23 protein-coding genes are annotated in these 26,397 nt (G+C 71.9%); 15 read left to right on the top strand and 8 right to left on the bottom strand.

All coding sequences use genetic code 11. The features are described 5' to 3' along the window. Positions 1-78: 78 nt before the first annotated feature. The 4 genes from ACZ67T_RS29730 (at position 79) to ACZ67T_RS29715 (ending at position 5,713) form a co-directional block, all read left to right on the top strand. The gene (locus ACZ67T_RS29730) at positions 79-3,327 is read left to right on the top strand and encodes a S41 family peptidase (protein ID WP_469988079.1); all 3,249 of its coding nucleotides are present in this window, start codon (positions 79-81) and stop codon (positions 3,325-3,327) included. Between the two features lie 77 nt (positions 3,328-3,404). After that, complete coding sequence (locus tag ACZ67T_RS29725) at positions 3,405-3,758, top strand: histidine triad nucleotide-binding protein (RefSeq protein ID WP_469988078.1); 354 nt, start codon at positions 3,405-3,407, stop codon at positions 3,756-3,758. Positions 3,759-3,778: 20 nt separating this feature from the next. Then, positions 3,779-4,687, top strand: coding sequence for a ribonuclease Z (locus tag ACZ67T_RS29720; protein WP_469988077.1), 909 nt, complete (start codon positions 3,779-3,781; stop codon positions 4,685-4,687). A 21-nt stretch (positions 4,688-4,708) separates the two neighbouring features. Beyond that, entirely contained in the window at positions 4,709-5,713 is a 1,005-nt protein-coding gene (locus ACZ67T_RS29715) for an adenosine deaminase (protein ID WP_469988076.1), read from the top strand. Here ACZ67T_RS29715 and ACZ67T_RS29710 read toward each other — a convergent pair. Next, positions 5,674-7,050: an MFS transporter gene (locus tag ACZ67T_RS29710; protein ID WP_469988075.1), complete on the bottom strand. Its 1,377-nt coding sequence runs from the start codon at positions 7,048-7,050 to the stop codon at positions 5,674-5,676. The genes ACZ67T_RS29715 and ACZ67T_RS29710 overlap by 40 nt on opposite strands. Before the next feature lie 349 nt (positions 7,051-7,399). Here ACZ67T_RS29710 and ACZ67T_RS29705 point away from each other — a divergent pair, with 349 nt between their 5' ends. The 6 genes from ACZ67T_RS29705 to ACZ67T_RS29680 all read left to right on the top strand — a co-directional run bounded on the left by ACZ67T_RS29705 (position 7,400) and on the right by ACZ67T_RS29680 (position 12,270). Continuing rightward, entirely contained in the window at positions 7,400-8,491 is a 1,092-nt protein-coding gene (locus ACZ67T_RS29705; protein WP_469988074.1) for a carbohydrate kinase family protein, read from the top strand. A gap of 131 nt (positions 8,492-8,622) precedes the next feature. Next, entirely contained in the window at positions 8,623-9,660 is a 1,038-nt protein-coding gene (locus ACZ67T_RS29700; RefSeq protein WP_469988073.1) for a PhoH family protein, read from the top strand. Between the two features lie 10 nt (positions 9,661-9,670). After that, positions 9,671-10,168 (top strand): rRNA maturation RNase YbeY, encoded by a 498-nt coding sequence (gene ybeY, locus ACZ67T_RS29695; RefSeq protein ID WP_116513047.1) that lies wholly within the window; start codon positions 9,671-9,673, stop codon positions 10,166-10,168. Further along, positions 10,165-11,448 carry a hemolysin family protein gene (locus ACZ67T_RS29690; protein ID WP_469988072.1) on the top strand — a complete coding sequence of 428 codons (1,284 nt, stop codon included), beginning with the start codon at positions 10,165-10,167 and terminating at the stop codon, positions 11,446-11,448. Before ybeY ends, ACZ67T_RS29690 begins: the two co-directional genes overlap by 4 nt. Positions 11,449-11,452: 4 nt before the next feature. After that, positions 11,453-11,806, top strand: coding sequence for an MmcQ/YjbR family DNA-binding protein (locus ACZ67T_RS29685; protein ID WP_469988071.1), 354 nt, complete (start codon positions 11,453-11,455; stop codon positions 11,804-11,806). 110 nt (positions 11,807-11,916) lie between these two features. Continuing rightward, positions 11,917-12,270: a cytidine deaminase gene (locus ACZ67T_RS29680; RefSeq protein WP_469988070.1), complete on the top strand. Its 354-nt coding sequence runs from the start codon at positions 11,917-11,919 to the stop codon at positions 12,268-12,270. A gap of 58 nt (positions 12,271-12,328) precedes the next feature. Here ACZ67T_RS29680 and ACZ67T_RS29675 read toward each other — a convergent pair whose 3' ends face one another. Both ACZ67T_RS29675 and ACZ67T_RS29670 read right to left on the bottom strand, forming a co-directional pair. Next, positions 12,329-12,667 carry a P-II family nitrogen regulator gene (locus ACZ67T_RS29675; RefSeq protein ID WP_469988069.1) on the bottom strand — a complete coding sequence of 113 codons (339 nt, stop codon included), beginning with the start codon at positions 12,665-12,667 and terminating at the stop codon, positions 12,329-12,331. Further along, a complete protein-coding gene (locus ACZ67T_RS29670; RefSeq protein WP_469988068.1) occupies positions 12,664-13,986 on the bottom strand; it encodes an ammonium transporter in 1,323 nt (440 codons plus the stop codon). The genes ACZ67T_RS29675 and ACZ67T_RS29670 overlap by 4 nt, the downstream gene beginning before the upstream one ends. 168 nt (positions 13,987-14,154) lie before the next feature. Between ACZ67T_RS29670 and era the strand changes: the two genes are divergently transcribed. Next, entirely contained in the window at positions 14,155-15,117 is a 963-nt protein-coding gene (gene era / locus ACZ67T_RS29665; RefSeq protein WP_376256053.1) for a GTPase Era, read from the top strand. A gap of 154 nt (positions 15,118-15,271) precedes the next feature. Here the strand turns inward: era and ACZ67T_RS29660 are convergent, their stop codons facing one another. After that, on the bottom strand, positions 15,272-16,111 hold the full coding sequence (locus ACZ67T_RS29660; protein ID WP_469988067.1) for a helix-turn-helix transcriptional regulator: 840 nt from the start codon (positions 16,109-16,111) through the stop codon (positions 15,272-15,274). 128 nt (positions 16,112-16,239) lie between these two features. Between ACZ67T_RS29660 and ACZ67T_RS29655 the strand changes: the two genes are divergently transcribed. Further along, positions 16,240-17,094, top strand: coding sequence for an NAD-dependent epimerase/dehydratase family protein (locus ACZ67T_RS29655; RefSeq protein WP_384675572.1), 855 nt, complete (start codon positions 16,240-16,242; stop codon positions 17,092-17,094). 23 nt (positions 17,095-17,117) lie between these two features. On the opposite strand, the gene ACZ67T_RS29650 is transcribed toward ACZ67T_RS29655, so the two are convergent. The 4 genes from ACZ67T_RS29650 to ACZ67T_RS29635 form a co-directional block, all read right to left on the bottom strand. Then, positions 17,118-18,365 carry an MFS transporter gene (locus tag ACZ67T_RS29650; RefSeq protein WP_469988066.1) on the bottom strand — a complete coding sequence of 416 codons (1,248 nt, stop codon included), beginning with the start codon at positions 18,363-18,365 and terminating at the stop codon, positions 17,118-17,120. Then, positions 18,362-19,702, bottom strand: coding sequence for a GH1 family beta-glucosidase (locus tag ACZ67T_RS29645; protein ID WP_469988065.1), 1,341 nt, complete (start codon positions 19,700-19,702; stop codon positions 18,362-18,364). Before ACZ67T_RS29645 ends, ACZ67T_RS29650 begins: the two co-directional genes overlap by 4 nt. A 65-nt stretch (positions 19,703-19,767) precedes the next feature. Beyond that, positions 19,768-20,034, bottom strand: coding sequence for a protealysin inhibitor emfourin (locus tag ACZ67T_RS29640; RefSeq protein ID WP_100594272.1), 267 nt, complete (start codon positions 20,032-20,034; stop codon positions 19,768-19,770). Positions 20,035-20,106: 72 nt separating this feature from the next. Continuing rightward, positions 20,107-21,180: a M4 family metallopeptidase gene (locus ACZ67T_RS29635; RefSeq protein ID WP_469988064.1), complete on the bottom strand. Its 1,074-nt coding sequence runs from the start codon at positions 21,178-21,180 to the stop codon at positions 20,107-20,109. Positions 21,181-21,472: 292 nt separating this feature from the next. Between ACZ67T_RS29635 and leuA the strand changes: the two genes are divergently transcribed. The 3 genes from leuA (at position 21,473) to ACZ67T_RS29620 (ending at position 26,357) form a co-directional block, all read left to right on the top strand. After that, the gene (gene leuA / locus ACZ67T_RS29630; RefSeq protein WP_469988063.1) at positions 21,473-23,191 is read left to right on the top strand and encodes a 2-isopropylmalate synthase; all 1,719 of its coding nucleotides are present in this window, start codon (positions 21,473-21,475) and stop codon (positions 23,189-23,191) included. 214 nt (positions 23,192-23,405) lie between these two features. After that, positions 23,406-24,089, top strand: a complete 684-nt coding sequence (locus tag ACZ67T_RS29625; protein WP_100594275.1) for a TerB family tellurite resistance protein — start codon at positions 23,406-23,408, stop codon at positions 24,087-24,089. A 177-nt stretch (positions 24,090-24,266) separates the two neighbouring features. Further along, positions 24,267-26,357: an MMPL family transporter gene (locus tag ACZ67T_RS29620; RefSeq protein WP_469988062.1), complete on the top strand. Its 2,091-nt coding sequence runs from the start codon at positions 24,267-24,269 to the stop codon at positions 26,355-26,357. Positions 26,358-26,397: the final 40 nt, after the last annotated feature.

The following is a 26,397-nucleotide window of genomic DNA, read 5'->3' as shown; positions in this document are numbered from 1 at the left end:
GGCGGTGGCGTCGCGCAGATCCGGGGCAACTGACCAAACCCCCTGACCTGGCCGTGCGCGCGTGCCTAGGGTGATCAGGTGACACGGACAGCGCACTCTGGATATCTCCGGTTCCCGCATCTGCACGGCGAGTTGGCCGCCTTCACGGCCGAGGACGACGTCTGGGTCGCTCCTCTCGACGGCGGGCGCGCCTGGCGCGTCAGTGCCGACAACGTCCCCGTCAGCCATCCCCGGATCTCGCCCGACGGCACCACCGTCGCCTGGACGTCCACCCGCGACGGCGCCCCCGAGGTGCACATCGCCCCGGTCGACGGCGGACCCTCCAAACGCCTCACGTACTGGGGAAGTTCGAAGACGACGGTGCGCGGCTGGACCCCCGACGGGCAAGTCCTCGCGCTCAGCACCCAGGGCCAGGCGTCCCTGCGCCGCAGCTGGGCGAGGGCCGTCCCCCTCGACGGCGGACCCGCCACCACACTGCCGTACGGGCCTGTGGGCGACGTCGTGACCGGACCGGGCGGGCAGGTCGTCCTGCTGTCCGCGCCGATGGGCCGCGAGGCCGCCTGGTGGAAGCGCTACCGGGGCGGCACCGCCGGGAAGCTGTGGATCGACCGGGCGGGCGACGGCGAGTTCGTCCGCCTCCACGAGGAGCTCGACGGGAACATCGAGTACCCGATGTGGGTCGGCGACCGGGTGGCTTTCCTGTCCGACCACGAAGGCGTCGGCGCCCTGTACTCGTCCCTCGCGGACGGCGGTTCACTGCGCAGGCACACCCCGCTCGACGGCTTCTACGCCCGCCACGCGGCGAGTGACGGCGCCCGGGTCGTGTACTCCTCGGCCGGTGAGCTGTGGATCGTGGATGCCCTCGACAGCGCGGCCGGCGCGGAGGACGCCGAGCCGCGCCGCCTCGACATCCGCCTCGGAGGGCAGCGCGTCGACCTCCAGCCCCACCCCGTGAGCGCCGCCCGCTGGTTCGGGGACGCGACCCCCGACCACACCGCGCGCGGCAGCGCCGTCTCCGTGCGCGGCGCCGTCCACTGGGTCACCCACCGCTCGGGGCCGGCCCGCGCGCTGGCCGCCGAACCAGGCGTACGGGCCCGCCTCCCGCGCACCTTCCGCGTCGAGGGCGAGGAACACGTGGTGTGGGTGACGGACGCCGAGGGCGACGACGCCCTGGAGTTCGCGCCCGCCACCGGCATCGCGCCCGGCGCCACCCCGCGCAGGCTCGCCGCCGGGCGGCTCGGCCGCGTCCTGAGCCTCGCGATGGCGCCCGACGGCAGCCGGGCCGCCGTCGCCTCGCACGACGGGCGCGTCCTGCTGGTCGAGCGGGAGAGCGGCGAGGTCAGAGAGGTCGACCGCAGCGAGGACGGCGACGTGACCGGCCTCGTCTTCTCGCCGGACTCGGCGTGGCTCGCCTGGTCGCACCCGGGCCCCTCGCCCCTGCGCCACCTCAAGCTCGCCAACACCGCCGACCTGTCGGTGGCGGAGGCGACCCCGCTGCGGTTCCGGGACTACGCGCCCGCGTTCACCCTCGACGGCAAACACCTCGCGTTTCTCTCCGCGCGCTCCTTCGACCCGGTCTACGACGAGCACGTCTTCGACCTCGCGTTCGTCGAGGGCTCGCGGCCGCACCTGATCACGCTCGCCGCGGCGACGCCGTCCCCGTTCGGCCCCCAGCGCCACGGCCGGCCCTTCGACAACCCCGACAGCCCCGCCGCCGAGACCCCCGACAGCGAGGGCACCCCCACCACCCGTATCGACCTCGAAGGGCTCGCCGACCGCATCGTCCCGTTCCCCGTCGAGGCCGCCCGCTACACGACCCTGCGGGCCGCGAAGGACGGCGTCCTGTGGCTGCGGCACCCGCTCCAGGGCGTACTCGGCGCGTCCCGGGCCACCCCCGACGACCCCGACCCCGAGAGCGAACTCGAACGCTACGACCTCGCCCAGCAGCGCGTCGAACACCTCGCCTCCGACGCCGACCACCTGGCCGTCAGCGGCGACGGCAAGCGCGTCCTGCTGTGGACCGACGGCAAGCTCAAGGTCGTACCGAGCGACCGGCGCGCCTCCTCCGACGACGACAGCGACACCAACATCACGGTCGACCTGAGCCGGGTCCGCCAGGCCGTCGACCCCGTCGCCGAGTGGCGGCAGATGTACGACGAGGCCGGCCGCCTCATGCGGGACAACTTCTGGCGCGCGGACATGGACGGCGTCGACTGGGACGGCGTCCTGGAGCGCTACCGGCCCGTCCTCGACCGGGTCGCCACCCACGACGACCTCGTCGACCTCCTGTGGGAGGTCCAGGGCGAACTCGGCACCTCGCACGCCTACGTCACACCGGGCGGCGGCTGGAGCGGCGGCGACCGGCGACAGGGCCTTCTCGGCGCGGACATCTCCCGCCACCAGGACGGCAGTTGGCGCATCGATCGCGTCCTTCCCACCGAGACGTCCGACCCGCTCGCCCACGCGCCGCTCGCCGCGCCCGGGGTCGCCGTCCGCGCGGGTGACGCGATCGTCGCGGTGGCCGGACGCCCCGTGGACCCCGTCACCGGTCCGGGACCGCTTCTCGTGGGCACGGCGGGCAAGCCCGTCGAGCTGACCGTCTCACCGGCCGGCGGCGGCGACCCGCGCCACGCGGTCGTCGTCCCCGTCGCCGACGAGGAGCCCCTGCGCTACCACGCCTGGGTCGCCGACCGCCGCGCCTACGTCCACGAGCAGTCGGGCGGCCGCCTCGGCTATCTCCACGTGCCCGACATGCAGGCGCCCGGCTGGGCGCAGATCCACCGCGATCTGCGGGTCGAGGTCGCGCGCGACGGGCTCATCGTCGACGTGCGCGAGAACCGGGGCGGCCACACCTCGCAGCTCGTCGTCGAGAAGCTGGCCCGCCGGGTCGTCGGCTGGGTTCTGCCGCGCGGCTCGCGCCCCTTCAGCTACCCGAGGGACGCGTCCCGCGGCCCCGTGGTGGCCGTCGCCAACGAGTTCTCCGGCTCCGACGGCGACATCGTCAACGCGGCGATCAAGGCGCTCGGGATCGGCCCCGTGGTCGGCGTACGCACCTGGGGCGGCGTCATCGGCATCGACAGCCGCTACCGGCTCGTCGACGGGACGCTGGTGACCCAGCCGAAGTACGCGACGTGGCTGGAAGGATACGAGTGGGGGCTCGAGAACCACGGCGTCGACCCCGACGTCGAAGTGGTCGCCGCCCCGCAGGACCACGCGGCCGGGCGCGACCCGCAGCTCGACGAGGCCGTGCGCATCGCGCTGGCGGCGCTCGCCGAGAACCCGGCGCGCACGGCACCCGGACTCCCGGAACCGCGTGTACGGGAGTGAGGCCTGTCGCAGGAGGCAGGCGGCGGGCCGGATAGCATTCCCGGCGTAGTGACCGGACGGTGTGAGGAGACGTGATCGTGGCCGGAGAGCCGCAGGCCGACTGCCTGTTCTGCAAGATCGTCGCGGGGGAGGTCCCGGCCACGCTGGTAAGGGAGACCGAGACCACCGTCGCCTTCCGGGACATCAACCCGCAGGCGCCGACCCACATCCTCGTCATCCCGCGCGTCCACCACCGCGACGTCGCGGCGCTGGCGTCCGCCGAGCCGCAGATCGCCGCCGACGTGCTGCGCGAGGCGGGCGAGGTCGCCGCCGAGGAGAAGCTCGACAGCTACCGCGTCGTGTTCAACACCGGCGGCGGCGCGGGCCAGACCGTCTTCCACGCCCACGCCCACGTCCTCGGGGGCCGCGGCCTCCAGTGGCCCCCCGGCTAGCGGGCGCCGGGCAACGTGCCGTGTCCGTACGGGAATTGGTGGTGCTCGGCACCGCGAGCCAGGTGCCCACACGGCACCGCAATCACAACGGCTACCTGCTGCGCTGGGACGGGGAGGGCATCCTCTTCGATCCCGGCGAGGGCACGCAGCGCCAGATGCTCCGGGCCGGCGTCGCCGCGCACGACCTCAACCGGCTGTGCGTCACCCACTTCCACGGCGACCACTCCCTCGGCCTCGCCGGGGTCATCCAGCGCATCAACCTGGACCGGGTGCCGCACCCCGTCACGGCGCACTACCCGCGCTCCGGGCAGCGGTTCTTCGACCGGCTGCGGTACGCCACCGCGTACCGCGAGAGCGTCGCGCTCGCCGAGGAGCCGGTGTCCGGCGTGGGCGGCGTGCTCGCCGACACTCCGTCGTACACGCTGGACGCGCGCCGTCTGTCCCACCCCGTCGAGTCCTACGGCTACCGCCTCGTGGAGCCCGACGGGCGCCGCATGCTGCCCGAACTGCTCGCCGAGCACGGCATCTGCGGGCCCGACGTGGGTCTCCTCCAGCGCGAGGGGTCCCTGCGCGGCGTCACCCTCGACGACGTGAGCGAGGTGCGGCGCGGGCAGCGGTTCGCGTTCGTCATGGACACCCGGCTCTGCGACGGGGTGAGCGCGCTGGCCGAGGGGTGCGACATGCTCGTCATCGAGTCGACGTTCCTCGACGGGGACCATCAACTGGCCTCCGATCACGGGCACCTGACCGCCGGGCAGGCCGCGCGCGTCGCGGCCGAGGGCGGGGTGCGGCACCTCGTGCTCACCCACTTCAGCCAGCGCTACTCCGACCCCGAGGAGTTCGAGCGGCAGGCCCGCGCCGCCGGCTTCACCGGAGAGCTGACCGTGGCACGCGACCTCGACCGCGTACAGGTGCCCAAACGCGTCTAATCCCGGGCGTACCATGCTCTGATGTCCCTCGCTTCGCTCCCCAAAGCCGAACTCCACCTGCACATCGAAGGCACCCTCGAACCCGAGCTCGCCTTCGAACTCGCGGCCCGCAACGGCGTCGACCTGCCGTTCGCCGACACCGAGGCCCTCCGCAAGGCCTACCTCTTCGAAGACCTGCAGTCCTTCCTCGACCTGTACTACGGCCTGATGGCCGTCCTGCGCACCGAGGAGGACTTCGAGCAGCTCGCCGACGCCTACCTCGCGCGCGCCGCCGCGCAGGGCGTGCGGCACGCCGAGATCTTCTTCGACCCGCAGGCCCACACCGCCCGCGGCGTGCCGATCGGGACCGTCGTCGAGGGCCTGAGCGCCGCCCTGTCGAAGAGCGTGGAGCGCCACGGCGTCTCCACCCGGCTCATCATGTGCTTCCTGCGCGACCAGTCCGCCGAGTCGGCGATGCAGACCCTGGAGTCCGCGAAGCCCTACCTCGACCGGATCGTCGGCGTCGGCCTCGACTCCGCCGAGGTCGGCAACCCCGCCTCCAAGTTCCGCGAGGTGTACGAGGCCGCGGGCGCGCTCGGGCTGCGCAAGGTCGCCCACGCGGGCGAGGAGGGCGACGCCTCGTACGTATGGGAGGCGCTCGACGTGCTCGGCGTCGAGCGCATCGACCACGGGCTCCGCTGCGTCGAGGACCCGGCGCTCGTCGAGCGGCTCGTGCGGGACCGGGTGCCCCTGACGCTGTGCCCGCTGTCGAACGTGCGGCTGCGCGCCATCGACGTGCTCGAGGACCACCCGCTGCCGCGGATGATGGACGCCGGTCTGCTCTGCACGGTGAACTCCGACGACCCGTCCTACTTCGGCGGATACGTCGGAGACACCTTCCACGCGGTCCACGAGGCGCTCACGCTCGACCACGAGCAGCTGCGCGAGCTCGCCCGCAACTCGTTCGTCGCGTCGTTCCTCGACGACGACGAGGAGCTGCGCTCGCGCTACCTCGCCGAGGTCGACGCGTTCGCGTTCGACGACTGACCGAGCCCCGCCGAACCGCCCCGCGGTCCCGCCGTGGAGAACTCCTCCTGCGTCGGGGCCGGTTGGGGCGTGCTCACCGTGATCTCCACGACCGGCTGTTCGGCCGCGCCCATCTGCGGGACCGCGCCCGCCGGGGCGCCCGTCACGCCGGCCACCAGAGCGGCGGGGGCGCCGCCCCGCCTGCGGACCGTGCCGGGCCGCAGCAGCGGGCTGCCGCCCGTGTGCAGCGCCACCGCCGTGAGCGGCAGCGCCAGGACGAGCAGCGCCACGGCGAGCGTCGCCCCCATCGCCGGGTAGCCCGCCGTCTGCGACAGGACGCTGCCGGTGAGCGGCCCGCAGGCCGTGCCGAGCGACGACGCCGAGCCGACGAGGACGGCCCAGCGGCCGAGCGGGTCCAGGGACGCGGCCAGGCCGATCAGGTACGACAGGACGACCGGGTACAGCGTGTTCCACGCGATCTCACCGGTCGCGAACGACGTGAGGTCGTCCGCGCGGGCGCTCACCACGATGCAGCACGCGATCAGGGCCGTGCCCGCGCCGATGGGGGTGGCGCGGCCGAGCCGGGACCCGAGCGCTCCCGCGCCGAGTACGCCCACGAGCGCCGTGCCGAGCGCCACCGCGAAGACCGCGCCGACGGTGATCTCCGTCAGGCCGGCCTGGTCCGTGCCGATGCGGCTGCTGACGCCCCACAGGGAGTTCTGCGCCATCGACCAGCAGAGCATCGCCGCGGCCAGGACCAGGCCCGAGCGGCGGAAGGGGAGAGGGCCGGCGGGCCTGGGCTGCCCGGCAGGGGTGGGGAGCCCGGCGGTGCCGCTCTCCAGGCCGGAGGTCGCCGGCCACGTCGCCAGCGCGGTCAGCGCGATCGCCGCGAACGGGAGCGCATGGCCCGTACCCAGATGCGGCATCGTCAGATACAGCGCGCCCGCCAGCGCCGAGACACTGAGCAGGCCCAGCGTCGACGCCCGGTGCGGGTCGCGCTGCCCCGCGATTCCCGTCGCGGCGACCGTCGTCGCCGTGCCCGAGCCGAAGCCTCCGGCCATCGCGCCGATGACCACCAGCGGCACGAAGGACGTCGCCGCGGCCGCGCTGTATCCCAGCGCCGCGAGCAGCAGGCCCGCTCTCGCCAGGGTGCGGGGGCCCATGCGGTCCACACGGCCGGCGAAGGCGAAGCCCGCCGCGGCCGAACTCATCAGCAGCGCACTGCCGATGAGGCCCGCCTGCGCCGGGGTGAGATGGAGACTGTCGCCGAGGCGGCCCACGACGGTGGGCAGCAGATACGGGGCCAGATAACCGGCCGTGAAGAGAGCGACAAGGGGCCGGGGAGTGCGGCGGGACACGGGCGTTCCAAAGCGTGGCGGTGTACGGGGATCAGGGCATGCGGAACTGCGGGGATGCCTGAACAGGCAAGGGGATTGGGGGGTGCGCCGGGGCTCGCGATACGAGGGGGCGCGGCCAATTTGTATCAAGCGCGGGGAGGGTGAAAACAGCTGGGCCGGTGTGATCTGGACCACGTTCTGTTTGGGGGGTAGGAGTGGGGGTAAATGAGGCCGCATTTTCGAGGAAACAGGCAGCGACAGCGACCCCGCTCCGGGGGTGCCGACTCCCGTTCCGTACGCCGTGCTACGCGCGTTGCCCGTGGGGTATCAGGCACACTGTGCGGACCCTCACGACTCTGGGGAGCCCACCGTGAACTCCAACGATCCGGCGCATGTGGATCCGCTCGCCCGGCTGCGCACCCCCGACGATCCGCCCTGCGACGTCTATCTGACGGGGACCGTCTTCCTCGACATCATCTTCACGGGTCTGGACAGCGCCCCCGTGCGGGGGACCGAGTCCTGGGCGCGCGGCATGGGGTCCAGCCCCGGCGGAGTCGCCAACATGGCCACCGCCCTGGCGCGGCTCGGGCTGCGGACGTCGCTGGCCGCCGCCTTCGGGGACGACCACTACGGCGAGTACTGCTGGGACAGCCTGGAGCAGGGCGAGGGCATCGACCTGACGTCGTCGCGGACCGTCGCCGGCTGGCACTCGCCCGTCACCGTCTCCATGGCCTACGAGGGCGAGCGGACCATGGTCAGCCACGGTCACGAGCCGCCGCCCGGAGAGCCCGCCCCCGAGTGCCCCCCGCAGGCCCGCGCCGCCGTCGCCTCGCTGGCCCCCGGGCTGAGCGAGCCCTGGATCGCGACGGCCGCGGGCCGCGGGACGCGGATCTTCGGTGACGTGGGCTGGGACGACACGGGCCGCTGGGACCTGAGTTCTCTCGACGACCTGTCGCGCTGCGAGGCCTTCCTGCCGAACGCCGAGGAGGCGATGCGCTACACCGGTACGTCCTGCCCCCGGGCCGCCGCGCACGCCCTGGCCGAGCACGTGCCGCTGGCCGTGGTCACCCTGGGGGCCGAGGGCGCCTACGCCGTGGACGCCCGCAGCGGGGAGACCGCCTCCGTGCCCGCCATCGAGGTCGCCGCCCTGGACCCCACCGGCGCCGGGGACGTGTTCGTCGCCGGGTTCGTGACCGGGACGCTCGCGGGGTGGCCGCTGGCCGACCGGCTCGCCTTCGCCGGGCTCACCGCCGCCTTGTCCGTGCAGGAGTTCGGCGGATCGCTGTCCGCGCCCGGCTGGTCGGAAATAGCGGCCTGGTGGCGCCATGTGCAGGCCTACGACGACCAGGAGCCCACGGCCCTGCGCCGGTACGCCTTCCTGGAGGCGCTGCTGCCCGAGGTGAGCCGGCCGTGGCCCTTGCGGCGGGCGGTGCCGACGATCGGCTTCGGGCGGGGCGTCTAGCGGGAGGCCCGGGCCCGCGGAAAAGGCCTACAGCGTTGTCGGTGCACCGTCGTACCCTGGGCAGTGCAAGGCTGTCGACGCGGGCGCGAGCCCCCGCACGAGGAGGATGAGCAGGCCTTCAGTGCCGGCCCATGACTCAGACACCCACCGCTCAGGCACGAGCGCGTTTCACGGTCCCGGCGAACCATCCCATGGTGACCGTCCTCGGATCCGGCGACGCGCTGCTTCGCGTGATCGAGAAGGCCTTCCCGGCGGCCGACATTCATGTCCGGGGCAATGAGATCAGCGCTGTGGGCGACGCCACGGAAGTCGTCCTCATCCAGCGCGTGTTCGACGAGATGATGCTGGTGCTCCGCACCGGACAGCCGATGACGGAGGACGCAGTGGAACGCTCGATCGCCATGCTCAAGGCGAGCGAGAACGGGGAGGGTGACGGCCAGGAGACCCCGGCCGAGGTTCTCACTCAGAACATTCTCTCGTCGCGGGGCCGGACCATCCGTCCGAAGACCCTCAACCAGAAGCGCTACGTCGACGCCATCGACAAGCACACCATCGTCTTCGGCATCGGCCCCGCCGGTACGGGCAAGACCTATCTCGCGATGGCCAAGGCCGTGCAGGCCCTGCAGTCCAAGCAGGTCAACCGCATCATCCTGACGCGGCCGGCCGTGGAGGCGGGCGAGCGGCTCGGATTCCTGCCGGGCACGCTCTACGAGAAGATCGACCCGTATCTGCGCCCCCTGTACGACGCGCTGCACGACATGCTGGACCCGGACTCGATCCCCCGGCTGATGGCCGCGGGCACCATCGAGGTGGCGCCGCTGGCCTACATGCGAGGCCGCACGCTGAACGACGCCTTCATCATCCTGGACGAGGCGCAGAACACGAGCGCCGAGCAGATGAAGATGTTCCTCACCCGGCTCGGCTTCGACTCGAAGATCGTCATCACCGGTGACGTGACGCAGGTCGACCTGCCGAGCGGCACCAAGAGCGGTCTGCGGCAGGTCCAGGACATCCTGGAGGGCCTCGACGACGTCCACTTCTCGCGGCTCACCTCCCAGGATGTCGTCCGGCACAAGCTCGTCGGCCGTATCGTCGACGCGTACGAGAAGTACGACAGCCAGCACGGCACCGAGAACGGCTCGCACCAGGGCCGCGGCAGAGGGAAGTAGCAAGCACCGCATGTCGATCGACGTCAACAACGAGTCCGGAACCGAGGTCGACGAGCAGGCGATCCTCGACATCGCCCGCTACGCGCTCGCGCGGATGCGCATCCACCCGCTCTCCGAGCTCTCGGTGATCGTCGTGGACGCCGACGCCATGGAGCAGTTGCACGTGCAGTGGATGGACCTGCCGGGGCCCACGGATGTCATGTCGTTCCCGATGGACGAGCTGCGGCCGCCGTCGAAGGACGACGAGGAGCCCCCGCAGGGCCTGCTCGGCGACATCGTGCTGTGCCCGGAGGTCGCGAAGAAGCAGGGCGAGGACGCGCCCACGCAGCACTCCATGGACGAGGAGCTCCAGCTGCTCACCGTGCACGGGGTGCTGCACCTGCTCGGTTATGACCACGAGGAGCCCGACGAGAAGGCCGAGATGTTCGGGCTTCAGGCGGCCATCGTGGACGGGTGGCGGGGTGACAAGGGCCTGACCGGTCCGTCCCCCGCGCCCACCGTGTCATGAGTCCTTCGCTAGCCGCGGGCGCCGTCGCCCTCGTCGTGATCGCCTGGCTGGCGGCCTGCGCCGAGGCCGGCATCGCCCGCACCTCCAGCTTCCGCGCCGAGGAGGCCGTCCGGTCCGGGCGGCGCGGCAGCGACCGGCTCGCCCAGGTGGCCGCCGACCCGACCCGCTATCTGAACGTGGCGCTGCTGGTCAGGGTCGCCTGCGAGATGGCCGCCGCGTCCCTGGTCACGTACGCCTGCCTCCAGGAGTTCGACGCGACCTGGGAGGCGCTGGCCGTCGCCATCGGCGTGATGGTCCTCGTCTCGTACGTGGCGGTGGGCGTCTCGCCCAGGACCATCGGACGGCAGCACCCCCTGAACACGGCCACGGCCGCCGCGTACGTGCTGCTGCCGCTGGCCCGGATCATGGGGCCCATTCCGCCGCTGCTCATCCTCATCGGCAACGCCCTGACCCCCGGCAAGGGGTTCCGGCGCGGGCCCTTCGCCTCCGAGGCCGAGCTGCGCGCCATGGTCGACCTCGCCGAGAAGGAGTCCCTCATCGAGGACGAGGAGCGCCGCATGGTGCACTCCGTCTTCGAGCTGGGCGACACCCTGGTCCGCGAAGTCATGGTCCCCCGTACCGACTTGGTCGCCATCGAGCGGTACAAGACCATCCGGCAGGCGCTCACGCTGGCCCTGCGCTCCGGCTTCTCCCGCATCCCGGTCACCGGCGAGAACGAGGACGACGTCGTCGGCATCGTGTATCTCAAGGACCTCGCCCGCAAGACGCACATCAGCCGGGACGCCGAGAGCGAGCTCGTCTCGACCGCGATGCGGCCCGCCACGTTCGTGCCCGACACGAAGAACGCGGGCGACCTCCTGCGCGAGATGCAGCAGCTGCGCAACCACGTCGCCGTCGTCATCGACGAGTACGGCGGCACCGCGGGCATCGTCACCATCGAGGACATCCTCGAGGAGATCGTCGGCGAGATCACCGACGAGTACGACCGTGAACTCCCGCCCGTGCAGGACCTCGGCGACGAACGCTTCCGGGTGACCGCCCGCCTCGACATCGGCGACCTCGGCGAGCTGTACGGCATCGAGGAGTACGACGACGAGGACGTGGAGACCGTCGGCGGGCTCCTCGCCAAGGCGCTCGGCCGGGTGCCGATCGCGGAGGCCTCGTCCGCCGTCGAACTGCCCGACGGGCGCGAGCTGCGGCTCACCGCGGAGTCCGCCGCCGGCCGGCGCAACAAGATCGTGACAGTGCTCGTGGAGCCGGTGGGCGAAGAGGAGAAGTGACGTCGTGACGCCGCAGGAGCTGCGCGCCTTGTGTCTGTCGTTCAACGCGGCCGTCGAGGAGTTCCCGTTCAACCCCGACACGTCCGTCTTCAAGGTCCTGGGCAAGCTCTTCGCCCTGACGAACCTGGACGCGCGGCCCCTCACCGTCAACCTCAAGTGCGACCCCGAGGACGCGGTGCGGCTGCGCGCCGAGCACGGGGCGATCGTGCCGGGCTGGCACATGAACAAGCGGCACTGGAACACCGTGACCGTCGGCGAACTCCCGGACCGGATGGTCCAGGAGCTCGTGGAGGACTCGTACGACCTCGTGGTCGCCGGTCTGCCGAGGGCCGAGCGCCTCAAGCTCGACCGTGCCTGACGACGCCGGCGCGTACCGCCGGCGGGAGCCGCGCGCGTTCCCCGAGGGGCGGCGTGGGGCCGTGTACCCCGTTGCCGGGGGAGCGTGACGGCGTTCCCTATGCTCACCCCATGACTGAGAGCAACGACCTCACCGCCGAGGACCGCAAGATCGTCACGCTGGCCCGCAGCGCCCGGGCGCGCAACGGTGTGCCCGAGGGGGCCGCCGTGCGCGACGAGACGGGGCGTACGTATGTGGCGGGGACCGTCTCGCTGGACTCCCTGAAGCTTTCCGCCCTGCGTACCGCCGTCGCGATGGCGGTGGCGTCGGGAGCGCAGTCGCTGGAGGCCGCCGCCGTCGTCTCCGACGGTTCGCAGGTCGACGGGGCGGATCTGGCGGCGGTACGCGATCTGGGGGGCGCGGGTACGCCGGTGTTCCTCGCGGGGCCCGACGGAGTGGTGCAGGGGGCCGTGGCCGCGGGCTGAGACATTCAGCCCGTCCGGCGTTCGTGGACGGGGGTCCGGGGCGGAGCCCCGAAGTTGCCTACACCGCGTCCGGCCCCCGCTCGCCCGTCCGTACGCGCACGACCGTCTCCACCGGGACCGCCCACACCTTGCCGTCGCCGATCTTCCCGGTCTGCGCCGCGCTCACGATCGCGTCGATGACCGGGTCGAGGTCCACGTCCTCGACGACGACCTCGATCCGGATCTTGGGGACGAGGTCGATGCGGTACTCGGCTCCGCGGTAGACCTCGGTGTGGCCGTGCTGGCGCCCGTACCCGCTGGCCTCGGTGACGGTCAGGCCCTGCACGCCGAGCTCCTGGAGCGCGGTCTTCACCGCGTCCAGGCGGAACGGCTTGACGATCGCGGTCACCAGTTTCATGCGGGGGGCTCCTTCGACAGGGCGGAGTGGGCGGTGTGCGGGGCGGTGTGTCCGCCGTGGACGCCGTGATCGTAGGCGCTCTCCGCGTGCACCGTCTGGTCGAGGCCCGTCAGTTCCTCTTCGGCCGAGGCCCGGAAGCCCGTCACCCGGTCGATCGCCTTGCCGATCCCGTACGTCACCAGGAACGTGTACGCCGCGACGGTGAGCACGGCGAGCGCCTGCCTGCCGAGCTGCCCGAACCCGCCCCCGTAGAACAGGCCCTCCTTGCCGCCGGTCATCGTGGCCGTCGCGAACAGGCCGATCAGCAGGGTGCCGACGACACCGCCGACGAAGTGGACACCGACGACGTCCAGCGAGTCGTCGTAGTCGAAGCGGAACTTCCACGCGACGGCGTACGAGCAGACGACACCCGCAGCCAGACCCACCACGCAGGCGCCCGGTACGCCGACCACGCCGCACGCCGGCGTGATCGCGACGAGGCCGGCGACCGCGCCGGACGCCGCGCCGAACGTCGTGGGGTGACCGTCGCGCTTGTGCTCCACGAAGAGCCAGCCGAGCAGGCCGGTGCAGCCCGCGACCAGCGTGTTGAGGACGGAGGCGGCCGCCAGGCCGTTCGCGGCGAGCGCCGAGCCGCCGTTGAAGCCGAGCCAGCCGAACCAGAGCAGACCCGCGCCCGTCATCACCATCGGCAGGTTGTGCGGGCGCATCGCCTCCTTCCTGAAGCCGAGACGCGGGCCCAGGACCAGACACAGGGCCAGACCGGACGCGCCCGAGGCGATCTCCACGACGAGGCCGCCCGCGAAGTCGAGCCCGCCGAGCGACTGCGAGATCCAGCCGCCGGGACCCCACACCCAGTGCGCCACGGGAACGTATACGAGCAGCGTCCACACCGGTACGAACACCAGCCAGGCCGCGAACTTCGTGCGGTCCGCGACCGCGCCGCTGATCAGCGCGGCCGTCAGGAACGCGAAGGTGAGCTGGAAGGTGGAGAACAGGAACGTGGGGACCGTGCCGGTCAGGCTGTGCGGGCCGATGCCCGCCATGCCCGCGTGCTCCAGACCGCCGATGAGGCCCGCGAACGCGTCGTCGCCGAACGCGAGCGAGTAGCCGGCGACCAGCCACACGACGGTGACCAGCGCGATCGACACGAACGACATCATCAGCATGTTCAGGACGCTCTTCGTGCGGACCATGCCGCCGTAGAAGAGGGCCAGGCCCGGCGTCATCAGGAGGACGAGCGCGGTCGCGGCCAGCAGCCACGCGGTGTCGCCGGTGTCGAGGCCGGGGGAGGCGGCCAGCGGCGCGTTCTCGGTCAGCACGGGGGGGTCTCCTCGGGCGTGGGGGCGGACGACGAGCCTCACCGTCGCGCGTTTCCGTTCGCTGACCCGCGCGTTTCCGCGGTGTTTCGTGTTGCGCGGGGGTTTCCGGAGCCTCACGGCGGACCGGCTCGCCCCGCAGGTGCGGCAGGGCGCGGTGGATCAGGGACAATGGGCGCCATGAGCGTTCGTACCCAGTCATCCGAGCCGTCCGGGGAAGCGTCCCACCGGGCCGGCTTCGCCTGCTTCGTCGGCCGCCCCAACGCGGGCAAGTCCACCCTCACGAATGCTCTGGTCGGCAAGAAGGTCGCGATCACCGCGGACCAGCCGCAGACCACGCGGCACACGGTGCGCGGCATCGTGCACCGGCCCGACGCCCAGCTGATCCTGGTCGACACCCCGGGCCTGCACAAGCCGCGCACGCTGCTCGGCCAGCGGCTCAACGACGTCGTGCGCACGACGTGGGCCGAGGTCGACGTCATCGGCTTCTGCCTGCCCGCGAACGAGAAGCTCGGCCCCGGCGACCGCTTCATCGCCAAGGAGCTCGCCTCCATCAAGAAGACGCCGAAGGTCGCGATCGTCACCAAGACCGACCTGGTCGACAGCAAGCAGCTCGCCGAGCAGCTCATCGCCATCGACCAGCTCGGCAAGGAGCTCGGCTTCGAGTGGGCGGAGATCGTGCCCGTCTCGGCCGTCGGCGACAAGCAGGTCGACCTGCTCGCCGACCTGCTCGTCCCGCTGCTGCCTCAGGGCCCCGCGCTCTACCCGGAGGGCGACCTCACGGACGAGCCCGAGCAGGTCATGGTGGCGGAGCTGATCCGCGAGGCCGCGCTGGAGGGTGTGCGTGACGAGCTGCCGCACTCCATCGCCGTCGTCGTCGAGGAGATGCTGCCGCGCGAGGACCGCCCGGCGGACCGGCCGCTCCTCGACATCCACGCCTTCGTCTACATCGAGCGCCCCAGCCAGAAGGGCATCATCATCGGCCCGAAGGGCAAGCGCCTCAAGGACGTCGGCATCAAGTCCCGCAAGCAGATCGAAGCGCTCCTCGGCACCCCCGTCTTCCTGGACCTGCACGTGAAGGTCGCGAAGGACTGGCAGCGCGACCCGAGGCAGCTGCGCAAGCTGGGGTTCTGAGGCGGAGCGGGCGGGTCGTGGTGCTTCTCGGCACGTCGGCCGCGCGGCCTTGGCCGCACGTCGACGCGGCCCGGACCTTCATGTGGAGGTCGCGAAGGACGGGCAGCGTGCCCCGAGGCAGCTGCGCGAGCCGGGCCTCCGGGTCTGCCGGGTCCTAGCCCTCGTACGAGCTCGGGGTCAGGTCCTGGAGTCCCACGACCCGCAGCAGTTCCAGGCGTTCGTACGTCTGCGTGCCCGGCTGGGCCGAGTGCACGACGAGTTGCTGGTCGTGGCCGTCGCTGAGCAGGACCTCGCAGTCGAGGTCGAGGACGCCGACCACGGGGTGGACGAAGCGCTTCGGGGACGGGCGTCGTACGACGACGTCGTGCGACTTCCACAGCTCCTCGAACTCCCGTGATCCGGCGCGCAGTTCGGCTACGAGCGCGGCCGGGCCCGGGTCGTCGGGGCGGGCCGCCGCGACGGCCCGCAGGCTCGCCACGTGGGCGCGGGCGTGGATCTCGTAGTCCTCGGGCGGGGACAGCGCCCGGCCCGCCGGGTCCGTGAACCAGGCACGGATCAGGTTCTGCCCGGTGCGGTCACCGGTCAGGGCCACCGACATCGTGTTCTGGGCGAGCATCTCGCCCCAGTCGCTGATCACCGCCGCCGGCAGATCGTGCAGCCGGTCCAGGATCAGCAGCAGCCCCGGACGCACATGCCCGCTGGAGCGGCCGGGCCGGGGCGGCTCCTGGCCCGCCAGATGGAACAGATGGTCCCGCTCGGCGTCGTTGAGCCGCAGCGCGCGGGCCAGCGCGGTCAGCATCTGCCGCGACGGATGGGAGCCGCGGCGCTGCTCCAGGCGCGTGTAGTAGTCCGTGGACATTCCGGCGAGCTGCGCCACCTCCTCGCGGCGCAGCCCCGGCGTGCGGCGCCGCGAGCCCGCGGTCAGGCCCACGTCGGAGGGTGCCAGGCGGGCCCGGGAGCGGCGCAGGAAGTCGGCGAGTTCGGCTCGGTTCACCTCTTCAGGATCGCTCGGATCCGTCCTCGTAACCAGGGAGCGCCAGTCCCCGGACAACCGCGTCTCTCCCGCCGCGCCCGTCACTCGCGCAGGCTTCAGGCATGGCTACGGAACACGAGGAGGCGGCCATGCTGACACTGGTGACAGGTGCGACGGGCAAGGTCGGACAGCGGTTCGTGCCGCGACTGCTGCAGAGCACGGCGCCGGGCGACCAGGTGCGGGTGCTCGTGCGGGACGCGGCACGCGGGGAGCGGTTCGCCGCACTGGGCGCGGATGTCGTGGTCGGCGATCTGCGGGACGCGGACGTGCTGGGCAAGGCGACGGCCGGGGCGGACGCCGTGGTGAACGTCGCCGCTGCCTTCCGCGGAGTGCCCGACGAGGAGGCGCGGGCGGTCAACAGGGACGCCGCCATCGAGCTGGCCCGGGCTTCCGTGGCCTCGGGAGTGCGGCGGTTCGTGCAGGTCAGCACAGGTCTGGTGTATGGCTCCGGGCGCGGCAGGCCGCTGGTCGAGGACGACGGGACGGTGCCGGGCGGCCACATGTGGGGCGCCTATCCCGAGTCGAAGTGGGAGGCGGAGCGCGCGCTGCGGGCGATGGACGGCCTCGACGACCTGCGCATCGCCCGGCTGCCCTTCGTGTACGGCGACGGGGACTCGCACCTGGCCGATGTGACGCAGTACGCGCAGAACTGGCCGGCCATGCAGCGTCTGCACATGGGCCACCACCTGGATGTCGCCCAGGGTCTGCAACGCCTCCTGTACGCGCCGGGAGCGCACGGCGTCTACAACATCGCCGACGACGCCCCGGTCACGATGGTCGACGTGTACCAGGTCAACGGCGTGCCGGTGCCGCCGGAGGCGTACGACAAGGTGGACCCGGATCCCTGGGCCGGTGTCATGTCGACCGCCCGCATCCGCCGCGAACTGGGTTTCCGCCCGTTCTTCCCGTCCGTCTGGACGGCCGTGGACGCCGGCGCGCTGTAGAGCCCACCGGCAGCGCCCACCGCTCAGGCCACCGAACGGATCCGCCGCACCAGGAGGGCCCCCACGAGCCCGATCACCGCCGCGACCAGGTACAGGACGCGGTAGCCGCCGAGATACGTCACGACCGGCGCGGCGAGTGCGGGCGCGGCGACCTGGGGCAGCGAGTTGGCGACGTTGATGACGCCCAGGTCCTTGCCCCGGTCCATGGCCTTGGGCAGGACGTCCGTCATCAGCGCGAAGTCGACCGAGGTGAACACGCCGAAGCCGACGCCGAGGACCGCCGCCGCGACGATCGCGCCCGGCCACGTCTGCCAGCCGGCCAGCGCGGCCGTCGCCACCGCCATCAGGACGCCCGACCAGATCACGAAGGGCTTGCGGCGCCCCAGCCGGTCGGAGGCGATCCCGGCCACGACGACGGTGCACAGCAGGGTCACGCCGTTGACGGCGGTCAGGATCAGCACACCCTGGTCGGGGTCGCCGTAGTGCAGGCGGTCGCGCAGGTAGTAGAGGAGGTACAGGAGGACCAGCGCGTTGCTGAGGTTGATCAGGAAGCGGGTCAGCCAGGCCCAGCCGAGGTCGGGGTGGCGGCGGGGGCTCAGCCAGAACCCGGCCAGGAAGGTCCGCCAGGCCCACGGAGGACGGTCAGCCGCGGCGAGCCGCAGATCCGGATGGCGCAGCACGTACGGCAGGACGCCCACCAGGGCGAACACCGCGCACGCCGTGTACCCGGCGCCGACCCCGCCCACGACCGTCGCGAGCCCCGTGCCGACGACCACGCCCAGGATCTGCGCGGCCCCCAGCCAGCCGCCCACCGCGCCGCGCTGGAGCCGCGGCACCCGGTCGGGCACGGCCGCCGTCACCGCCGCGAACGCCGCGTTCAGCGTCAGCTGCACCAGGCACCAGCCGGCCGCCATCGTCCACACGGACCCGGCCCCCGCCAGCAGGAGCAGCGCGCACGCGCCGCCGCCCGCGCCCGCCACGATCCAGGGCGTGCGCCGCCCGAACCGCGACACCGTACGGTCCGAGAGCGCGCCGAAGAACGGGTTCGCGGCGAGCGACACCACGGCGCCCACCCCGGTCACCCACGCGAGCAGCGTCTCCTTGGACATGCCGGTGCCGGGCGCGAAGTCCTCGGCCTGGAGGGCGAGCAGGATCTGCAGGGGTCCGTACCAGCCGACCCAGATCGCCCCGTTGGCCAGCGACAGCGCGGCCGTCCAGCCGCGCCCGACCCGCTCGACGGGTTCGTCGAGCGCCGCGACGGCGGCGGTCATGCGCGCTGCGCCCGCAGCACGTCCCGCAGCCAGTGGTACGACGCCTTCGGTGTGCGCTCCAGGGTCGTGTAGTCGACGTGGACGAGGCCGAAGCGGCGCGCGTAGCCCTCCGCCCACTCGAAGTTGTCCATCAGCGACCACACGAAGTAGCCGCGCACGTCGACGCCCGCCTCCAGAGCGCGGTGCAGGGCCCGCAGATGGCCGTCCAGGTAAGCGATCCGCTCCTGGTCGTCCACACCCTCGTAACTGCAGCCGTTCTCGGTGATGACGAGAGGCGGGAGCCGGTCGCCGTAGCGGTCGCGGAAGGCGAGGAGGAGCTCGGTGAGCGCTTCGGGGACCACCGGCCAGCCGAAGTCCGTGACGGGGTATCCCTCGATCTCCCTCGGGGCGAAGGGGAGTTCGGGCGGCAGGGTGAGGCCGGAGAACTCTGTCGCCTCGCCGGAGGCGAGCGGCGCGCCCACCTCGGTCGGCTGGTAGAAGTTGATCCCGTACCAGTCGACGGGCTCCGCGATCACTTTCAGATCGGCGTCCGCATCGCCCGGCATCAGGTCGCCGATGCCCTCCGGATAGGCGCCGAGGAGCAGCGGGTCGGCGAAGAGCCGGTTGAGGAGCACGTCGTAGAAGTCCGCGGCCTCACGGTCGGCGGGGTCGTCGGAGGCGGGCCAGGTCGGGCCGTGCGAGTTCGCGATCCCGATGTCCGTGGCGCCGGCCGCGCGCAGCGCCCGTACGGCGAGGCCATGGGCGAGGAGCTGGTGGTGGGCCGCCGGCAGCGCGTCGAACAGGAGCTCCTTGCCGGGCGCGTGCCGGCCGAGCGCGTGGCCGAGGAGGGTGTGCTCGGCGGGCTCGTTGAGCGTGATCCACTTCCGTACGCGGTCGCCGATCCGGTCCGCGACCTCGGCCGCGTAATCCGCGAAGAGCGAGGCCGTGTCCCGCTTCAGCCAGCCGCCCGCCTCCTCCACGGACAGCGGGGTGTCCCAGTGGAAGAGCGTCGGCACGGGCTGTACGCCTGCCGCGCACAGCGCGTCGACGAGCCGGTCGTAGAAGTCGAGGCCGCCCGGCGACAGGACCCGCGGCCAGGAGACGGAGAAGCGGTACGCCCCCGCCCCGAGCCCCGCGATCAGCGCCACGTCCTCGCCGTAGCGGTGGTAGTGGTCGCAGGCGACGGCGGCCGTCGAGCCGTCCTTCACCCGCCCCGGCTCTGCCGTGAACGCGTCCCACACCGAGGGCAGGCGCGCGTCGACGGCGCCCTCGATCTGGTGGGCCGAGGTGGACACGCCCCACAGGAAGTCGTGCGGGAACTGAGGTACCGGTTCGCTCGCTGCCATGCGCGCGATCATCCGTACCGGCGGTAAAAGAAGTCAACGCCCTTGCGGCAAAAGGTCGTTGCGCCCCCGAAGCGCCGCTACGCCCCTTCCTTCAGGACCCGCGAGATCAGCCCCCGCTGCTCGTCCGTGAGCCGCGGATCCGCGCAGTACACGGTCTTCCCGTCCACCGTGATCGTGTAGCTGAACCCGTCCGGCACCCCCACCGGCGGCGTGCCCCGGCCCCCGGCCAGCGCCTGCTCGGCCAGGGCGTGCCACTCGTGGGCGTCGGCGCGGCCCGAGGTGTCGACCTCGGCCCGCCGCTCGATCCCGGCGAATCCTCCGGTACGGATGACCTGAATACGCATGGGACCTGTCTACTCCAGCGGCCGCCCGCTGCCCAGCCGGGCGGCCGTCGAGTCCCGCGCCTGACGCGGGCCCTACTCCGTGGGCACGCCGACCTGCGACCAGGCCTTCTGGACGGACTCCAGCTCCTCGCCGTCCCGGTAGCGGGTGCGCGCCGCCTTCACGGTCAGCTTCGCGAAGTCCGCGAAGGACGCGTCCTGCGCCAGCTCCCCGCCGGTCAGGACGTCGTACCAGATCTGCCCGGCCCGCTCCCACGCGTTGCCGCCGAGCGCCACGGCCAGCAGATAGAAGGCGTGGTTCGGGATGCCGGAGTTGATGTGCACACCGCCGTTGTCGCTGCTGGTCCGCACGAAGTGGTCCATGTCGGCGGGCTGCGGGTCCTTGCCGAGCACGTCGTCGTCGTACGCCGTGCCGGGCGCCTTCATGGAGCGCAGCGCCTTGCCGGTGACGCGCGGCCCGAGGAGGCCCGCGCCGATCAGCCAGTCGGCGTCGGCGGCGTCCTGGCCGAGCGAGTACTGCTTGATCAGGGAGCCGAAGACGTCCGAGACCGACTCGTTCAGGGCGCCCGGCTGCCCGAAGTACGTGAGGTTCGCCGTGTACTGGGTGACACCGTGCGTCAACTCGTGGCCGATCACGTCGACCGGGATGGTGAAGTCGAGGAAGATCTCCCCGTCCCCGTCGCCGAACACCATCTGCTCGCCGTTCCAGAACGCGTTGTTGTAGTCGTTGTCGAAGTGCACGGATGCCTTCAGCGGCAGACCGCTGCCGTCGATGGAGTCGCGGGCGTACTTCTCCAGGTACAGCTCGAAGGTGGCGCCGAGGCCCGCGTACGCGCGGTTGACGGTCGCGTCCTTGCCGGGCTCGTCCCCCTCACCGCGGACCTTCGTGCCCGGCAGCTCGGTGCGGTGGCCCGCGTCGTAGAGCGTGCGGTGCGGCTTGTGCGCGACGGCGTCCGTGGGGGCGGCCACCGAGGGGGCGCCGATCACGGTGGTCAGACGGCGGCGTGTGCGCTCGAGGGCGTCGCGTTCCAGGGTGCGGCGGGCCGGTGCGGACAGAGCGGGGTCGTCGGAGCGGGCGGCCTTGTCGAGGATGTGGGGCGGCACGATGGTGCAGAAGACGGGCTCGAAGCCCGTACGGTTCGCGGTCATGGCGGCAATGTGGCATTGCGTGATCACACTGTCACTACCTGCAGCCGGAATTAATGAAATAGAGGTATTCGTCACCTCTTGCCCGTTACCTGACGCCGATCCCGCATACTGATACACACCCGCGTCCCTCCCCCAGCTGGGCTAGGCTGCGACGCATCATGCGTTTCGGGCTGCTTCTCCTTAGCTGCCGCGGCGAGGGCCTGTAGTCGAGGCCGACCCCCTCCCCGCGGAGTTCGGTGTTGCGCTTAGACCGTCGGCCGTCCTTCCGGACACACCCGAGGAGCCCCCGCACATGCCGAACTTCCAGCGCCCCACTTCCATGCCGGTCCACAAGTACGGACAGTACGAGCAGGTCGACATCCCCGACCGCACGTGGCCCGGCAAGCGCGTCACCGTCGCCCCCCGCTGGCTCTCCACCGACCTGCGCGACGGTAACCAGGCGCTGATCGACCCGATGTCCCCGGCCCGCAAGCGCGAGATGTTCGACCTGCTGGTCCGCATGGGCTACAAGGAGATCGAGGTCGGCTTCCCCGCCTCCGGCGAGACCGACTTCGCGTTCGTACGGTCGATCATCGAAGAGGGCGCGATCCCGGACGACGTGACGATCTCCGTGCTGACGCAGGCGCGCGAGGAGCTCATCGAGCGCACGGTCCAGTCCCTGAAGGGCGCCAAGCGCGCCACGGTGCACCTGTACAACGCGACCGCGCCGACCTTCCGCGAGATCGTCTTCCGCGGCACCAAGGAACAGATCAAGCAGATCGCCATCGACGGCACGCAGCACGTCATGGACTACGCGGAGAAGATCCTCGGCCCGGAGACGACCTTCGGATACCAGTACAGCCCGGAGATCTTCACCGACACCGAGCTGGACTTCGCCCTGGAGGTCTGCGAGGCGGTCATGGAGGTCTACAAGCCGGGCCCCGGCCGCGAGATCATCCTCAACCTGCCCGCCACGGTGGAGCGTTCGACCCCGTCCACGCACGCGGACCGCTTCGAGTGGATGCACCGCAACCTGTCGAACCGGGAGTACGTCTGCCTGTCCGTGCACCCGCACAACGACCGCGGCACGGCCGTCGCCGCCGCCGAGCTGGCTCTGATGGCCGGCGCCGACCGCATCGAGGGCTGCCTGTTCGGCCAGGGCGAGCGCACCGGCAACGTCGACCTGGTCACGCTGGGCATGAACCTGTTCTCGCAGGGTGTCGACCCGCAGATCGACTTCTCCGACATCGACGAGATCCGTCGCACGGCTGAGTACTGCAACCAGATGGAGGTCCACCCGCGCCACCCCTACGCGGGCGACCTGGTCTACACGTCCTTCTCCGGCTCCCACCAGGACGCCATCAAGAAGGGCTTCGAGGCGATGGACGCGCGGGCCGCGGCCGCGGGCAAGTCCGTCGACGACATCGAGTGGGCGGTTCCGTACCTGCCCATCGACCCGAAGGACGTCGGCCGCTCCTACGAGGCCGTCATCCGCGTCAACTCGCAGTCCGGCAAGGGCGGTATCGCGTACGTCCTGAAGAACGACCACAAGCTGGACCTGCCGCGCCGCATGCAGATCGAGTTCTCGAAGATCATCCAGGCGAAGACGGACGCCGAGGGCGGCGAGGTCACGCCGAAGGAGATCTGGTCGGTCTTCCAGGACGAGTACCTGCCGCACGCCGAGAACCCCTGGGGCCGCATCCAGGTCAAGGCCGGGCAGAGCACGACCGACACGGACGGCGTCGACACGCTGACCGTATCGGCCGACGTCGACGGTGAGGCCACCGTCCTGACCGGTACGGGCAACGGCCCGATCTCCGCGTTCTTCGACGCCCTGCAGGCCGTCGGCATCGACGCCCGCCTGCTGGACTACCAGGAGCACACGATGAGCGAGGGCGCCTCCGCGCAGGCCGCCTCGTACATCGAGTGCGCGATCGGCGACAAGGTCCTGTGGGGCATCGGCATCGACGCGAATACGACACGCGCGTCCCTGAAGGCCGTGGTCTCCGCGGTCAACCGCTCCGCACGCTGACCCAGGTCACCGGCACCTTCCCCGGCCCCGTCCGCCCTCGTGGCGGGCGGGGCCGCGTCGTATACCGGCCACGGTCCCGTACAAGGTGATGACGCCGTATCAACAATGTGGCTAACATCACGCCCAACCAGGCGATGGGGCCTGGGGGTCGACGGAGGTGTGCGACGTGCTGCTGAATTGGGGACGAACCAGTCGTAACGGTCCCGGTGTTCCAGTGGCACGCGCCGGGGCGCGCCCCCTGTCGGGCCTCATCGGCGTCCGCACCGCGTGGACCACCGTCGGCGACGGCGAGTTCTTCTGTCCCGGCTGCGGCGGCGACCGTAACTACCGCCGCCGCACGGGCCGTCGCCGCTTCGTGCTCCTCGGCATCCCGCTCGTCCCGCGCGGCGCCACCGGACCCGTCGTCGAATGCGCCGCCTGCGAGGACCGGTTCGCCGCCGACGTCCTCGACCACCCCACCACGCACCGCTTCTCCGCGATGCTCCGCGACGCCGTCCACACCGTCGTCCTCGCGGTCCTCTCCGCGGGCGGAGTCTCCTCCCGTACGGCCCTCGAGACCGCTGTCGCGACGCTGCGCGGCGCCGGGTTCGACGACTGCACGGACGTCCAGCTCGCCGCGCTCGTCGAGGCGTTGCTCACCGACGCGGGCCGCGTCCCCGAACACTGCGGGCCCGGCGCCGGACTCGCCATCGAACTCCACGAGGCCCTCGACCCGCTCGCCCCGCACCTCGCCCCCGCCGGACGCGAGTCGATCCTCCTCCAGGGCGCCAGAATCGCGCTCGCCGACGGGCCCTACACGCCCGCCGAACGTGACGTACTCAGCACCGCGGGCGCCGCGCTCACCATGTGCACCGACGAGGTGTCACAGCTCCTGGAAGCGGCCCGCACCCCGTCGTGACGCCGTACCGCGGGCCCGTACTCCCCGGGGAGTACGGGCCCGCCGTACGCACCCCCGGCAGTACCCCGCACCTCGCCCTCACGTCCGACGAACCGAGGCCCGGCCGACGGGAGTCTGGAGACGTCCTGTCCGACCGGACGGCGACACCGGACACCGTGATGTGAGGGAGGCCCGCCGATGGGGGGCGCACCGACAGTGAGGCGCCGGGCAGCCGTGCCCTGGACGCTGCTCGGCCTGTGGATCGTCGTGCTCGCGATCGCCGGGCCCTTCGCCGGCAAGCTGAGCGACGTCCAGCACGACCGGGCCGTCGACTATCTGCCGGCGAGCGCCGACTCCACGCAGGTGGCGAAGATCCAGGACGAACTGCCGGGCGGCGAGAGCACCGAACTCGTCCTCGTCTACCACCGCGACGGCGGGCTCACCGCGGCCGACCGCACCACGGCAGCCGCCCAAGTCGCCCGCATCGAGAAGGGCTTCGACCTCACCGCCGTCCCGAAGGGCGTACCGTCCCGCGACGGCGCCACCCTCATGTACCCGGTCGCCAGCACCGCACCGGGACACGACGAGAAGGCCCGCGACGCCTTCGTCAACGATGTGCGCGACATCGCCCACGACACCGGCGGCCTGAGCGTCGACACCGGCGGAGCAGGGGCGCTCGCCACCGACGCGAGCGAGGTCTACGGCTCGCTCGACGGCCCCCTGCTGTACACGACCGTCGCCGTCGTCGCGATCCTGCTCGTCCTCATCTACCGCAGCCCCTTCCTGTGGCTCGTGCCGCTGATCGTCGCGGGCGTCGCCGACTTCCTGTCGATGGGCGTCGCCTACGGACTCCACCAGGCGTTCGGCACCACCGTCAGCGGCCAGAGCTCCGGCGTGATGACGATCCTCGTCTTCGGCGCGGGCACGGACTACGCGCTGCTCCTCGTCTCCCGCTACCGCGAGGAACTGCGCCGCGTCGAGCGGCCCCACGACGCGATGCGCGCCGCGCTGCGCGGCTGCGGACCCGCCGTCCTCGCCTCGTCGGGGACCGTCGCCGTCGGCCTGTTCTGCCTGCTCGCCGCCGACCTCAACAGCAGCCGCGGCATGGGACCGCTCGGCGCCGTGGGCGTCCTGTGCGCGCTCTTCGCCATGCTGACGCTGCTGCCCGCCGTTCTCGTCCTGCTCGGGCGGCGCGTGTTCTGGCCGCTCGTGCCTGTGTACGGCTCCACGCCCAAGGCCCGCAGGTCCCTGTTCGCGGTGATGGGCAGCTCGGCCGGGCGCAGGCCGCTGACCGTCCTCGCCTCAGGCGCCCTGCTCCTCGGGGCGCTCGCGCTCGGCGTGTTCAGCCTGCCCGGCAGCCTCAAACAGGAGGACACCTTCACCGACAAGCCGGACTCCGTCGTCGCGATGCAGACCCTGGCCGCCGCGTACCCCGAGCGCGGCACCCAGCCCATCAGCGTGATCACCCCGACGGGCCGCGCCGGCGAGACGCTCGCCACCGCGCGCGACGTGCCCGGGGTCGCCGCCGCCGAGCAGGTGCGCAGCGGACACGGCTGGACGGAGATCTCCGTCACCGCCTCCGCCCCGCCCCAGTCCACGGGCGAGACCACCACCATCGAGACCCTGCGCGACCGGCTCGACGGCAAGGGCTCGTACGTCGGCGGACAGAGCGCACAGCAGCTCGACCTCAGGGACACCAACTCCCGCGACCGCATGGTCGTCGTGCCGATCGTCCTGGCCGCCGTCCTGCTGATCCTCGTCGTGCTGCTGCGCAGCCTCGTCGCGCCGCTGATCCTGCTCGCCGCGGTCGTCGCCGTGTGGGGCGCCTCGCTCGGCATCGCCGGACTCGTCTTCGAGCCGCTGTTCGGCTTCCAGGGCACCGATCCCGGACTCGGCCTGCTGACCTTCGTGTTCCTCGTCGCCCTCGGCGTCGACTACGGCATCTTCCTGATGCACCGCATGCGCGAGGAGTCCCTCGCGGGCGCCGAACCGGGAGCCGCCGCGCTGACCGCGCTGCGCACCACGGGAGGGGTGATCGCGTCGGCCGGGCTCGTCCTCGCCGCGACGTTCTCGGTCCTCACCAACATGCCGCTGGTGTCGCTCGTCGAGATGGGCTTCGTCATCGCGGTCGGCGTGCTCCTGGACACGTTCCTCGTCCGTACGTACCTGGTGACGTCGGCGAGCATGGCCCTCGGCCGTACGGTGTGGTGGCCCGGGCCGCTGTCCAGGAACCCGCAGCCCCGGCCACCGGCCCAGGAACCGGATCGCACCCTCGCGCCCGCACCCTGACCGCCCCGCGGACCCCAGGGCGCCCCTCTCTCCCCGGAGG

Source organism: Streptomyces sp. NPDC107517 (assembly GCF_055582645.1).
Note: the sequence above shows the minus strand (reverse complement) of the source record. Positions and strands in the feature narration are given on the sequence as shown.